Below are 13,555 nucleotides of genomic sequence, written 5' to 3'. Positions count from 1 at the left end.
TAAAGCCGGAACTCCTATGTGTGTAGGGTTCCGGCTTTTGCTTCAAGCAGTAGTCCATTCGCTGTAATGCTCCGCTATGAATTGCAGCTCGCGCTCGTAGTGGGCCAGGTGGCCTTCTTCCACCATTGTGACAAAAGCAGGATTGCCCGCCCCGGCCTCCTTCTTCAGCGTATCGCACATAGCCGTGAGCCGCCGGGTCAACCAGACATGCAGATCTTCCGGGACAGCGAGTCCGTAGGCTTCAAAAAACAGCTCAATCCGCCGCTGCCGGTCTGCCGCATGCAGGTCTGCCTGATAAGGTACCGTGGAGCCTGTCAGATAGTCGGGTGCAAAACCGGCGAGCGGTACTGAAGTATAGAGGGTATAGGCAATGTCCCATAGGCGCGGGCCTGGACCAGCCATGTCGAAATCAATCAGCGCCACGGGCGAACCATGCTGAAACACCACGTTGTACAGCGCCGCGTCATTATGGCAGATCACTTCATGTGCGTCAGGATCGGCATAGGGAAGCTGCCACTCCGTATGTATACTATTCGGTACGAAGCCCACCGTTGCATCATGATAGCTGCGCAGCAGGCGCGCCAGGCCCGTAAGGGCCTCTTCCGACCACATGTACGGCTCCAGCTCAGGATAAGCGTTGCCCGCAACCTCGCCGGGAAGAAAGGATAGGATTTCGCGCCCAGCTTCATCTACACCCAGGAATCTGGGTGCTCCTGCGAAATTCTGCTGCTCCAAATGCTGTAGCAGTGCATGAATACTTGTGCTCCAGCTCCCTGTGGGACGGTAGACGGTGTCTGCCTTGCGGATAATCTCGTTTACATTTCCGCCGGTTAACTTCTCTTCATCATACGGGTTCACTGGTTACGGCACCTCGCTTTCTTGGATGGGCGTCCGGCCGCGTGCAGCTAGCTGCAGGGGTCAAGGCAGCAGCTTCGCAGCGATTAACCCCAGATACTCCTTCAGCGCCAGTCCGGTAGTGGAGACGGCTCCGGCAGACGGAGTGAATTTGCTTACATAGAGTGACACGGGACGGCTGGCCTGGTAATCCACGGGAAAAGGCTGCGGGGTTAGTCCGGCATGCCCGAACTGGACCATGCTGCGCGGCATATGGAAGCCGGAGGTCACCAGAACAGGACGGCTGAAGCCATGCTCCTGCATGAGCTTCGCGGTGTTGACCGCATTCTGCTCCGTATTGAGCGAGCGGTTCTCCGGCAGGATGTCCTCTGCGGGGATGCCGAGGCCGATGAGCTGCCGCCGGGCGATATCCGCTTCGTTGCCGCTGTCGGCGAATACCTGTCCCCCGGAGAAAATAATCGGCAGGCCGGTCTCGCGGTACAGCCGCGCAGCTGCCAGCAGCCGGTTCGCTGCCGGACCGGACATATTGCCCTGCCCGTCCAGATCCGGGGTGCCGGAGGTGGCCCCGCCGCCGAGGATTACGATCACATCCCCCTCTGCGGAAGCAGGCTGAGGGTACTTCCGCTCCAGGCTTCCGATCAGCGTGTCGCTGACAGCAGAGGTCATCGACAGATAGAGCAGGAGCGTGACTGCCAGCAGCACGATTGCGGGACGGCGGTTATTTTTCCACAGCCAGACTACCATCCCCAGGAGCAGCAGGACGAATATCCCGGGCGGCAAGATAAAGCTGTATACGAATTTAATGAGATAGATCAAGAGTTCACCAACTTTTTCGAGGATCATATCAGATATTGTACCACGAGTCCGGCGGGAGTTCCCAGCTTCACAATTGTCTTAAAAAACTGCGCTTTCCTCTTAAAAAGCTTCACCTGGCTGCCGGAGGTGTCATGATACAGTATAATTGGATGCATCTCTTCAATAATGAATACAGACTGAAACAGCCGCAATCCTGTAATAATATATCAATGACAACCATGCGGAGGTGCAGCAATGAACAGAACCATACGGGTGCTGCTTGCGGATGACGAGCCGGTTATTCTGCGCGGGCTGAAGAAGCTCATAGCCTGGGAGAGGCTCGGGCTTGATATAGTAGGGGAAGCATGTGACGGGATAGAGCTGAAGGCGATGATCGACAGCTGTCATCCCGATCTCATTATCAGTGACATCAGTATGCCGGGTTATTCGGGTATAGATATTATCCGTGAAATTCATCATTCCGGGCGTCCGATCAAAGTGGTCTTTATTAGCGCCTATCAGGAATTTAGTTATGCCCAGCAAGCGGTACAATACGGGGCGCTGGATTATCTGGTCAAGCCGGTGAATACGGGACAGCTGGAGCAGGTAGTGATCCGCGCAGTAACGGTGATCCGCCAGGAGTCCGAAGAAGAGCGCAACAAGGAAATGCTCAAATCCTATGAGCGGAAGAACCTGTCTGTTACGGTTGAGGAGCAGCTGGAGCAGCTGACCGACGGCAATAAGGCTGCGGCAGCTACGCTTGCCCGGATGGGCAGCACGGCGATTACCCGCTATGCCAGCGTATGTGTCATTGAGACGGATGAATACAGCGGCCAGCCTTCGCGCTGGGAGGAACGGGAACGCAAGCTGGTGGAATTCGCATTGCTGAACATCATCAAGGAGACAGTGGACAGCAGGGGCAACGGGTATGTGTTCCGCAAAGGAGAGCGTTTCGGGGTGCTGCTCCAGCATGAGCATCTGAATGAACCGCAGCAATTAATGGAGGATCTGCATCACAAAATCAACAGCTTTCTGAAGCTGCAGGTGTCGGTAGGCATCGGGCGCCCGGCCAGCGGCATTGAAGAGGCGGCGGATTCCTACCAGTCAGCGCTGAAAGCGCTAAGATTCAGATATTTCGCCGGATTGAACCGGGTAATTCCCTATCCCGAAGAGTCATTGGAGGCCGCTGTACCTGTATCTGCACTTGCTGCCATCCAGGGCAGCCTGCCGGAAGCGCTCAAATCACTCGACAAGGAGCGGCTAACGGCATTAACGGGCGAGCTGCTGGAGACCGTGCGGCTGCTCTCTGGAGATAGCCGGAACCAGGCGGTGTCCTATGTGTATAATGCCGTGATCCAGCTTGAACAGGATATGGCTGACTTCGGCGCGGATGCGGGGTTGTTGAATCAGGGAGAGAAGCCGCTGCTGGAAAAGCTGGCGGATGCCCCGACCTTCGGCGCACTGCAGCAGGAATTTGAAGCGGTCCTGTCCAAAATGTCCGAGCAGCTGATCTGCCGGATCTCCAGCAAGGAAATGCCGCAGCTTGCGCAGGTGAAAACCTATGTGGAGGAGCATTATGCCGAGAATATTACGCTGGAGTCCATAGCCGCCATGGTGTATATGAATCCCTATTATTTCAGCAGCTTCTTCAAGAAGCATACCGGCCAGAACTTCAAGAATTATGTTACCGAAGTGCGGATGGGTCATGCCCAGCGGCTGCTGCTGCAGAGTGATCTGATGGTCTACGAGATTGCCGACCGGGTCGGCTACAACAACGCGCGGCATTTCAGTGACATGTTCAAGAAGCAATTCGGCAAGCTGCCGCAGGAATACAAGCAATCGGTCAGGAGCTAAGCGGATTGGAGGAGGATCATAGAGTGACAAGACGATGGCCTGTGCCGGTCTGGGGACGGGGACCGAAGAGTATTTTTGTTAAATTTTCTGCATCCTTCCTGCTGGTCGGGCTGATTCCGCTCTTTGCGCTGAGCTTCTTCTCCGTCCAGACCTTCTCGGGTTATGTGGAGCGGTATACCACCAGCAATCTGCAGCAAATGGTGCTCTATATGAGCTATAATCTGAATTCAGCATTCAATCAGTATAATGAAGTATCCAAATTAATGTATACAGGGCGTTATGAAGGGTTCATCGAGAGCTATTCGCAGAATCAGACACAGAATGTGAATGAGCTGGAGAGAATCAACACCATTCCGATAGAATCCTTCCTGAAGACGATTCTATTCAGTGATTCTTATATATCCAGTGTCCAGTTTATCCGCCAGTCTGACGGTAAGCTGTATGTTCAGGAGCGCGGCAACCGGTCGCTGAATATGGAGACGGTTCCGAGTGCGGAGTGGCTGTCCGCTATGGCAGGTGATCCTGCGAAGGTGGCTATTTTCCCGACTCATCAGGACAGTTATTTCTATGGCTCGGACCGCAGGGTGTTCACGATCGGGCGCAGCCTGATTGATACCTCCGGGCGCGTGACCAAAGAGCCCAAGGTAGTCGGAACGCTTTTCCTCGATATTGATACCTCGTTATTCCAGCAGTTCTTCCGTGAGCTGAGTCTCGGGGAGAAGGATGAGCTGTACCTGCTGGACGGAGAGGGTCGGACGTATTTCAGCAACCAGCCTGCGGGTGCGGCGGGAGCTGGGGCTGCTGAGCTAACTAACAATGAGATGATTGTGCTCAGTGAGCCGATCCCTTTTTTGAATGGCCAGGTTATCGCCAAAATCCACCGCGGCAACCTGTTCGAGCAGCTGCTGTCGGCCCGGGCAACGGTATATATCGCTATCGGCATGTGTGCCTTTGTGATGGTTGTAATGGGGGCCTGGTTCTCCAGACGTCTCGCCGCTCCCATCCGGGAGCTGATCCGGCAGATGGCGGTGGTGGAGTCGGGCAAGCTGGATATCCAGCTCTCGGTGAACAGCAATGATGAGATGGGCAGGCTGGCCCACGGGTTCAACCGGATGGTGGAACGGCTGCAGGTCTACATTGATGAGGCCTATGTGGCCCAGATCAAGCAGAAGCAGACCGAGCTGAATGCACTGAAGAGTCAGATCCGGCCCCATTACCTGTACAACACCCTTGAGGTGATCCGGATGAACGCGGTGGATAAGGAAGCGGGCGAGGTGGCGGATATGATTCTGGCGTTATCCAATGAGCTGAAGTATGTCATTGATTACGGGGAAGACCGTGTAAGCCTTGCCAGCGAGCTCGCCCATCTGCAGAATTACTTCTATATCATTTCTGTGCGGTATGAGAACCGCTTCGAGCTGCATCTGGATATTGCCCAAGATGTTAACCTGGACTGGCCCATCCTGAAGCTGTCCCTGCAGCCGATGGTGGAGAATGCAGTTCAGCATGGGCTGCGGGGGCAGGGAAGAGGAACCGTCGGCATTACGGTCGAACGGAGAGAGCAAGTGCTGGCGATAACGATATATGACGATGGCGTGGGGATGAGCAGGGAGACGCTGTCCCGCATGAATAAGATTCTGGAAGACCCGGAGGCCCCAAGCAAGAATGTTGGCATGAAAAATGTGCATGAGCGCATCCGCTCCAGTTTCGGCGAGGGGTATGGCCTGTCTGTGAACAGCAGAGAGCATGTCGGGACCTCTATTACGCTGACATTCCCGGTTATCACAGAATGAGGAGGTCACAGGGGTGCAAATGCCGAGGATATCAGGTGTGAAAATAACAATAGTGTCGCTTGCGGCCGCGCTGATCCTGTCCGGCTGTGGAGGCAAAACCGGATCAGGCGGAATCGGAGGGAGCCAGGCGGTTGATCAGGGGAGCCACCCGGATACACCATCCCAGAGCGGTAAAATAAGCTTTACTATAGGGTATGCCTCCGGTGATCCGGCGACGAAGCAGGCTATCGGGGATACCATTAAGGCCTTCATGCAGGCCAATCCGGACATAATCGTCCAGGATGTCAGTGAGACAAGCTCCTCTGCTTATTTGGATTGGCTAAAGGTTAAGGATGCCGTGGGCGAGTTCCCCGATCTGGTAGAGATGAGGGATACTGAGGCCTTCGCCGATGCGGAAAAGATCGTTCCGCTCCCCGATGAACTGGCGGAATTATTCGATCAGCCGCCGCAGATCGGCGGCAAGGTGTGGAATGCCCCGCTGTTTGTCTCTGCCCCGCAGGGCATTATTTATAGTAAGAAGGCTTATGCCAAGGCAGGCATTAAGACGCTTCCGGCAACCTACGAGGAGTTTCTGGAGATCCAGAACAGACTGCGGGCAAGCGGGATCACCCCGCTCGTTGTAGGCGGCAAGGATATTTTTCATATGGGCTTCTGGGTTAATAAATTTCTGATAGATGAGGTGTATGCCGCTGATCCCGGCTGGAACGCGAAGCGGACGGCTGGTGAGGTTAGCTTCGCCGATGACAATGTAGTCCGGGCCATGACTGATTTCAAACAGCTGTTCAGGAATGATGTGGATACAGGCTGGCTGGGCACAGGGGATAACCAGACGGCATCGATTCTGGTATCCGGCAAGGCGGCCCAGCTGTTCTCCGGCTCCTGGATGTTCTCACAGATCCAGGAAGCCGATCCGGGCTTCGAATTCGGTTTCTATGCTGTGCCGGACCGTCAAGGGAAGCTGAATGTGGTCGGTCTGCAGTCGCCCTCCGGCTGGTCGCTGTCTGCCCAGGCGGCCAAGGAGCCGCTCAAAAAGCAGGCGATCGAAGACTTCATCCGCTTCTTTTTCTCACCGGAGCCTTATGGCGCATTCCTGAGCCGGATTCATTCGGTTCCTTCGACCAGGCAGGAGTTCAGGCGGGAAGCCGGTGAACAGATGCAGGTGGTGCTTGATCTGATGGCCGATCCGGCCGTTACCAAATCCCTGATGATCAACAACTGGTGGGGAGAGAACCTGATTCCTCCGCAGTTCCGTAACTGGTTCTACAAGCTGCTGCAGGAAATGGTTGTTCAGGACGGGGATGTACTGGAATATATGAAGCGGGCCGATACTGAATATGACAGGCAGGTACAGGAATACTGGCAGTGACATTACACTATAGCCCGCGCAAGAACGGAGGTCTCTGGGACCTTCGTTTTTTGCTGTGAATTAAGAATTTACATGTTGCACATCTTCTTAAATTTACCGCACCTCCCTCTTAAATTAGTTCATTCTAACCCCGAGGGCTGAATGCTATTCTTGGAGCATAAGGAAACGCTTACGGGCGATGATGCGCACATCGGGCCGCCAGCTTCCGGGCTGTATACCCAAGGGGAGGTTACTCAAGATATGAAGAACACCATTACGAAATTATCCGTCATGCTGCTCGCAGCGACCACTGTACTCACCGCATGCGGCGGAAATAACAATAACAAGGCCAGCGGCGGCAACGCAGCCGCGACTGAAGCTCCGGCTAGGACTGCTGCAGCTACTGATGCTGCGAAGAAGGACGTCAGCTTCACCATCGGTTATGCATCAGGTGACCCGGCGACCAAGAAAGCCATTGCCGATACCGTTAAGAAATTCATGGAAGCGAATCCTAACGTCACCATCAAAGACTTAAGTGAAACCTCATCGGCGGCTTATCTGGACTGGTTAAAGACGAAGGACGCGGTAGGAGAATTCCCGGATCTGGTGGAAATGCGTGACACCCAGGTATTCGCGGATGCCGGCAAAATTGTAGAGCTTCCGGCCGATCTGCTGGATCTGTTCGAATCGCCGCCGCAGGTGGACGGCAAAGTATGGAACGCTCCGATGCAGGTCAACGCGCCACAGGGAATCATCTACAGCAAAAAAGCCTACGCGGACGCCGGGATCACCGAGCTTCCCAAAACCTATGACGAGTTCATTGCCATCCAGGAAAAATTGAAAGCAACAGGTATCTCCCCGCTGGTAGTAGGCGGCAAGGATATCTTCCATATGGGCTTCTGGGTCAATAAATTCCTGATTGACGATGTCTACAGCAAAGACCCGGACTGGAACGCCAAGCGTACGGCCAAGACCGTCAGCTTCGCAGATCCTGCTGTAGTCCAGGCCATGACTGATTTCAAAGAGCTGTTCAAGAACTATGTGGACAAAGGCTGGCTGAGCACCGCTGATAATCAGACCGCGTCGATTCTGGTATCCGGCAAAGCCGCACAGCTGTATTCCGGCACCTGGATGTTTACCCAGATTGCTGAAGCTGATCCAGGCTTCGAATTCGGCTTCTACGCGATCCCGGACCGCGAAGGTAAAGTGAATGTCATCGGTCTCCCGTCACCGGCCGGCTGGTCGTTATCCGCGGATGCCGCTAAGGATGCCGATAAGACGGCAGCGATCAAAGACTTTATCCGCTTCTTCTTTGCACCCGAGCAATACTCGGTCTACCTGGCTTCGATTAATGCCATCCCGTCGACCAAAGAGCAAGTTACCTATGAGACCAGCGAGCAAATGCAGGTTGCCCTGGATCTTATTGCGGACACGGGTGTCACCAAGTCTCTGGCCATCAACAACTGGTGGGGCGATAACCTTATTCCTCCTCAATTCCGCAACTGGTACTATAAGCTGCTCCAGGATATGGTGGTGAACGATGCCGACGTAACCGAATATATGAAAAAGGCCGACGCCGAATACGACAATCAGGTCAAAGCCAATTCGCTGTAAATAAAAAGCGCCGGAAGGAAACCTCTGCTCCGGCAGAGGTTCCTCTTATCTAGACAAGCGCGTCCCAGGGAGGGGAGAGGAACCATGGCTACATCCATTGTGAATACAGACAAGTCTTTTATAGCCGCAGAGAAGCCAGGCAAGAAAAAGAAAAAATGGCAGTCCTACGCGCTGTTGTTCATCCTGCCGTCATTCCTTTTATACACACTGTTTGTCATTGTCCCTACAGCAGGCAGCGTCTACCTAAGCTTCACATCATGGGATGGGATCAGCAGTGATATCCGGTATATCGGATTCGCCAATTTCGTCGAGATCTTCCAGAGTCCGCGGGTGCAGAACGCCCTGAAGAACACTCTGGTTATGACAATTACGCTGGTTCTGCTTGAGAACATTGCTGCAATCGCGATGGCCTTAATGGTTGACAAGGTACGCTGGTTCCGCAATTTATTCAGAAGTATCTTCTATTTCCCGACCCTGCTCAGCGGGATCGTTATGGGTTTTGTCTGGGCAATGATTCTGAATTACAACTTCGGCGTGTTTAACCAGATCCTGACCTCCGTCGGTTTGGGCGATTATATCGTGGACTGGCTGGGTAATCCGAAATACGCTATGCTGTCGATTATTTTGTCCACGGTCTGGAAGGGCGCGGGCTATTATATGATCATCTATCTGGCCGGACTGCAGGGTATTCCGCAGGAGCTTAATGAAGCGGCCAGCATTGACGGCGCAGGCGGCTGGCAGCAGTTCCGGCATATTACGTTCCCGCTGCTTGCGGGTTCGATGACCGTGTGTATGGTGCTCTCTATGATCAGTGCGCTGAAGATATTTGACCAGATTGCCGTAATGACCGACGGCGGCCCGGGTTTTGAGACAGAGACATTAACTTATATTATCTACAAAGTAGGCTTCGGGGAGCTGAGACAAGGGTTCGGCACGGCGCTGGCTATGGTTCTGTTCCTGATTATTCTGATCATTACGGTCATCCAGGTTAAATTCCTGCAGAAACGGGAGGTGCAGCTCTAAGATGACGATGCAGACCAAGCGGAGAATCACTGAAATTGTCCTGTTTGTCATTACGCTCCTGGTGGCGGTTGTTTTTTTCTTCCCGATCTTCTTTAATCTGATGTCCGCATTCAAAAGCAACGCCGAGATTATGCGCGATGCGGTTGCTCTTCCGAAGACACTGTATTTAGACAGCTTCAAATATCTGCTCACAGAGACCGAATTTCCGCGTGCGATACTTAACAGCCTGATTCTGACCGTTGTGGCGATTGTTGCCCAGGTGCTGATTATTCCGATGGCAGGTTACGCGATTGAACGCAGAAATGCCCGCTGGACGCGGCTGGTCTTCATCTATTTCCTGGCCGGGATGATGATTCCGTTCCAGGCGTATATGATTCCGCTGTTCAAAGAGCTGAGAATACTCGGCCTGTACGGCAGTCTGGCGGGACCTATCATGATCTATGTCGCCGGTGCTGTAGGCTTCGGATGCCTGCTCTATACCAGCTTCGTCAAAGGTATTCCACGGGAGATTGAAGAGGCCGCAGAGATTGACGGGTGCTCCCGCTACGGGATTTTCTGGAGGATCGTCTTCCCGCTGCTCGGGCCGGTTACGGCAAGTATGGTGGTGCTGAACGGTCTGGGGATCTGGAATGACTTCCTGATGCCGATGCTGGTTCTGCCTTCAGGCCAGGCTAAGACAATGGTTGTAGAAATCTACCGGTATATCGGGGAATTCTCCTCGCGCTGGGATATGATTTTTGCCGGAACCGCCATGTCGGTCGTGCCTGTGCTGATCGTATTTATCTTCCTGCAGAAGTATTTCGTTAAGGGGATTGCCTCAGGGGCCACCAAGGGGTAAGAGGTCTGTGTCTTCTGGGGGAGAATAAAAAACTCCGCAGGCCATTATATAATGGTTTGCGGAGTTTTTGTTATAATTTCCTGCGCAGTAGCGGATAACGCTTTGCCGTCTGTCTTCCCCGGTTCCTCCGTTAGCTGGCGGTAGCCCATGGGCGGCAGGCCGGTCCAGCGCTTGAACTGCTTGCTGAAATGGGAGACATCACGGTAGCCGAGCCTGTAGGCGATACTCTCCACCGACAGGCTGTTATCCAGCAGGAGCAGCTTGGCATGGCGGATAATCAGGTCAGAGAGATACTGCCTCGGCGGCAGTCCGTAGATTTGCCGGAAGGCGCGGTTACAGTGACTCGGGCTATAGCCAAGCTTTGCGGCGATGTCTTCGATGCTTCCGCCCCGGCTGCCGGTTGCCGCAGCGGTGAATACGGATTCCTGGAGCAGTCCTTCAATGGCATTCGCCAGGGCAACGGTTTTCTCCGTAACGCCCGGCAGGGTGCTCCGGGCAGGGGAGGACAATGCAGCCAGCACCCAGCTGCTGAGTGCGGTGAACAGCTGCAGCGAAGCATTGAGCGTCACCAGCCTGCCCCGCTGGGTATCGCTGGCATCAGGGAGGATCGTCGAGCTGATAATGGCATCGAGCGAAGAACGGATCGCCTGCAGCTCCGGAGTGTCACCGCTTAGGCTGACAGTGTCCATCGTCATCAGGGAGCGGCGCAGGACCAGATCATCAATGTCGAAATGCAGGCAATAATAGGTCATTTCATCCTCTGAAACCGTACCCAGGCTGGAATGCAGGACACTTGGGCGGATGAACAGAATGTCGCCGCTGTGCTGGATGTAAGACTGCCCGCCTACGGTCATTTGCTGCGAACCCTGCAGGACGATATTGATCTCGAACATCGGATGGGTGTGCGCCGGATATTGCCACTCCTTGTTCACCTTGCGCCAGTGGGCAGCGAATATATGGAAGGCAGCCTGTATATCCGGGGACATACGGCCGTCCATGGAATGCTGTGTTCCGGGATCTAATGCGTTCATACTCAGGCCTCTTTTTCACTAAAAGTTGGCTCTATTATAACATAGGCCGCCGCGTCCGATTGATTTGTCCAAATAATTGGCGGCTTTACGCCTGTTGCATAAGCCGGGCCGGAGCTAACATAGAGCTATGATCCCGGAACTGCCGGGACACAGCCTGGAGGGAGTGCATTTACGTTATGCCAACAAATCAGTTTTTTAATGCCCATCATTCACCGATTGGTTCTTTTTCCAGCTTCACTTTAGGGTTTAAGGGAGCGTCCGGCGGTTTCGACCTGGAAGCGGGTAAGCCGCCGAGACAGAATGTATATATTGGCCTGGAACGCAAGGATGGCCGCGGCTTCGATACCTTGCCTTTCCATGAGCAGGGCAGTGACGATGAGAGTAAGCGCTATGACATCGAGAATCCTGATCCGAACCCGGATAAGCCGCAGGTTCTGTATCATTATGCGGACGAAGAGATCACCCGTGATTTCCGGCTGGGTACGGACAGCTGGCAGGCGGGGGATCTGACCTTCCGCATTCTGTCACCAGTGCGGCCGGTGCCGGACCCGGAGACGGCCTCGGATGCAGAGCTGAAGGAAGTGCTGTTGCCAGCCGTGCTGGTAGAGCTTGAAGTCGATAACACAGCGGGCAGTTCTGCGCGCCGTGCTTTCTTCGGCTTCCAGGGGAATGACCCGTATAGCGCCCTTAGAAGATTCGATGGAGGCAAGGAGGATCTGACGGGTGTCGGCCAGGGCCGGTTCCTGGCGATCGCCGCGAAGCAGGGAAGCATCAAGTCCGCCATGCACTTCACTATGGAGGATATACTCACTGCGGAGCTGGAGGAGAACTGGACCTTCGGGCTGGGTCAAGTGGGTGCACTTATCATGGATGTACCTGCGGGTGAACGGAAGGTCTACCGCTTCGCAGTCTGCTTCCACCGGTCCGGCTATGTGACCTCGGGGATGGATGCCAGTTATTACTATAACCGTTATTACAGCAATGTAGAGGCGGTAGCGGAATATGCGCTGTCCCATTTCGATCAGCTGAAGCAGCAGGCCATGCAGGCTAACTCCATGCTGGAAGGAACAGGGCTCAGCGAAGATCAGACCTTCATGCTTGCTCACGCCATCCGCAGCTATTACGGCTCCACCGAACTCTTGGAGTACAAAGGCCAGCCATTCTGGGTCGTCAACGAAGGCGAATACCGGATGATGAACACCTTCGACCTTACGGTAGACCAGCTGTTCTACGAGCTGAAGATGAACCCGTGGACCGTACGCAATGAGCTGGATATGTTCGTGGACCGGTTCAGTTATGTGGACACCGTCCGTTTCCCGGGAGATAGCACCGAATATCCGGGCGGACTTAGCTTCACGCATGATATGGGAGTAGCCAACGCCGTGTCGCGCCCGGGGTATTCCTCCTATGAGCTGTACGGCATTGACGGCTGCTTCTCGCATATGACTCACGAGCAATTGGTCAACTGGATTCTCACTGCAGCAACCTATGTGGAGCACACGGGCGACCGCAGCTGGATGGAGCGCAATCTGACGGTACTGGAGAGCTGCCTGCAAAGTATGCTCAACCGGGATCATCCGGACCCGGCGAAACGCAACGGTGTGATGGCGCTCGACAGCTCACGGACCATGGGCGGTGCGGAGATTACTACGTACGACAGTCTGGATGTGTCACTGGGCCAGGCGCGCAACAATATTTACCTGGCGGGTAAGTGCTGGGCAGCATATTTGGCGATGGAGAAGATTTTCCGCGATAACGGCAATACGGAGCTGTCACAGACTGCCGGCAGACAGGCAGAGCTCTGCGCAGCAACCATTGTGGGCAGTGTTACCGAGGGCGGCTATATCCCGGCTGTAATCGGAGAAGGCAATGACTCGAAGATTATTCCGGCGATTGAAGGCCTCGTGTTCCCTTACTTCACCGGCTGCAAGGAAGCTCTGGAGCGTGGTGGACGGTTCAGCGAATATATTGCGGCGCTGGACACTCATCTTGAAGCCGTGCTTGTGGAAGGGGTGTGCCTGTTCGAAGACGGCGGCTGGAAAATCTCCTCCACCAGCAACAACAGCTGGCTGAGCAAGATTTATCTCTGCCAGTTCATCGCCAGACAAATTCTCGGTCTGGAGTGGGGGGACAAAGGCCATGCAGCCGATTCGGCACATGTAAGCTGGCTTACGCATCCGCAGCTCTCGGTCTGGAGCTGGAGCGACCAGATTATCTCCGGCAAGATCACCGGCAGCAAATATTATCCGCGCGGTGTGACGGCTATTCTGTGGCTGGATGAGCAGCGGGGGTAATCATTCGGACGGCGCATAAGCGGGGGAACGTGTTAAACATTATGAGAAATAGTGCTTTTTATTCAACATTGTTGAAATAAGGATACTGTTATCAGTAGCTAAGTTGCATTCTT

The 13,555-nt window shown here is 54.3% G+C and carries 10 protein-coding genes; 7 read left to right on the top strand and 3 right to left on the bottom strand.

Annotation, left to right across the window (positions count from 1 at the left end):
* Positions 1-42 precede the first annotated feature (42 nt).
* Positions 43-858 carry an aminoglycoside phosphotransferase family protein gene (locus tag NST69_RS17045; protein ID WP_342546425.1) on the bottom strand — a complete coding sequence of 272 codons (816 nt, stop codon included), beginning with the start codon at positions 856-858 and terminating at the stop codon, positions 43-45.
* Between the two features lie 60 nt (positions 859-918).
* Positions 919-1,671: a YdcF family protein gene (locus NST69_RS17040; protein ID WP_342546423.1), complete on the bottom strand. Its 753-nt coding sequence runs from the start codon at positions 1,669-1,671 to the stop codon at positions 919-921.
* A 234-nt stretch (positions 1,672-1,905) separates the two neighbouring features.
* Here NST69_RS17040 and NST69_RS17035 point away from each other — a divergent pair, with 234 nt between their 5' ends.
* The 6 genes from NST69_RS17035 to NST69_RS17010 all read left to right on the top strand — a co-directional run bounded on the left by NST69_RS17035 (position 1,906) and on the right by NST69_RS17010 (position 10,117).
* Positions 1,906-3,504, top strand: a complete 1,599-nt coding sequence (locus NST69_RS17035) for a response regulator (RefSeq protein ID WP_342546422.1) — start codon at positions 1,906-1,908, stop codon at positions 3,502-3,504.
* 23 nt (positions 3,505-3,527) lie between these two features.
* The gene (locus tag NST69_RS17030; protein WP_342546420.1) at positions 3,528-5,297 is read left to right on the top strand and encodes a sensor histidine kinase; all 1,770 of its coding nucleotides are present in this window, start codon (positions 3,528-3,530) and stop codon (positions 5,295-5,297) included.
* A 37-nt stretch (positions 5,298-5,334) separates the two neighbouring features.
* Positions 5,335-6,663: an ABC transporter substrate-binding protein gene (locus NST69_RS17025; RefSeq protein WP_342546418.1), complete on the top strand. Its 1,329-nt coding sequence runs from the start codon at positions 5,335-5,337 to the stop codon at positions 6,661-6,663.
* A 240-nt stretch (positions 6,664-6,903) separates the two neighbouring features.
* On the top strand, positions 6,904-8,256 hold the full coding sequence (locus NST69_RS17020) for an extracellular solute-binding protein (protein ID WP_342546416.1): 1,353 nt from the start codon (positions 6,904-6,906) through the stop codon (positions 8,254-8,256).
* Between the two features lie 84 nt (positions 8,257-8,340).
* Positions 8,341-9,279 (top strand): sugar ABC transporter permease, encoded by a 939-nt coding sequence (locus NST69_RS17015; RefSeq protein ID WP_039294669.1) that lies wholly within the window; start codon positions 8,341-8,343, stop codon positions 9,277-9,279.
* 1 nt (position 9,280) lies between these two features.
* On the top strand, positions 9,281-10,117 hold the full coding sequence (locus NST69_RS17010) for a carbohydrate ABC transporter permease (RefSeq protein WP_211720010.1): 837 nt from the start codon (positions 9,281-9,283) through the stop codon (positions 10,115-10,117).
* A 44-nt stretch (positions 10,118-10,161) separates the two neighbouring features.
* Here NST69_RS17010 and NST69_RS17005 read toward each other — a convergent pair whose 3' ends face one another.
* The gene (locus tag NST69_RS17005) at positions 10,162-11,148 is read right to left on the bottom strand and encodes an AraC family transcriptional regulator (protein ID WP_342546413.1); all 987 of its coding nucleotides are present in this window, start codon (positions 11,146-11,148) and stop codon (positions 10,162-10,164) included.
* Positions 11,149-11,324: 176 nt separating this feature from the next.
* On the opposite strand from NST69_RS17005, the gene NST69_RS17000 reads away from it, so the two are divergent.
* A complete protein-coding gene (locus tag NST69_RS17000) occupies positions 11,325-13,442 on the top strand; it encodes a glycoside hydrolase family 52 protein (RefSeq protein ID WP_342546411.1) in 2,118 nt (705 codons plus the stop codon).
* The last annotated feature ends 113 nt before the right edge of the window (positions 13,443-13,555 follow it).

Source organism: Paenibacillus sp. FSL P2-0089, from assembly GCF_038595095.1.
In the GTDB taxonomy this organism is placed as follows: domain Bacteria; phylum Bacillota; class Bacilli; order Paenibacillales; family Paenibacillaceae; genus Paenibacillus_AQ; species Paenibacillus_AQ silagei.
The sequence above is the reverse complement of the archived record's forward strand: the minus strand, read 5'-3'. Positions and strand labels throughout refer to the sequence as shown.

Excerpts from the sequence above, each read along its gene's own strand:
- NST69_RS17035 (WP_342546422.1), top strand. The coding sequence starts at position 1,906 with ATGAACAGAACCATACGGGTGCTGCTTGCGGATGACGAGCCGGTTATT.
- NST69_RS17020 (WP_342546416.1), top strand. The coding sequence starts at position 6,904 with ATGAAGAACACCATTACGAAATTATCCGTCATGCTGCTCGCAGCGACC.
- NST69_RS17015 (WP_039294669.1), top strand. The coding sequence starts at position 8,341 with ATGGCTACATCCATTGTGAATACAGACAAGTCTTTTATAGCCGCAGAG.
- NST69_RS17010 (WP_211720010.1), top strand. The coding sequence starts at position 9,281 with ATGACGATGCAGACCAAGCGGAGAATCACTGAAATTGTCCTGTTTGTC.
- NST69_RS17005 (WP_342546413.1), bottom strand. The coding sequence starts at position 11,148 with ATGAACGCATTAGATCCCGGAACACAGCATTCCATGGACGGCCGTATG.
- NST69_RS17000 (WP_342546411.1), top strand. The coding sequence starts at position 11,325 with ATGCCAACAAATCAGTTTTTTAATGCCCATCATTCACCGATTGGTTCT.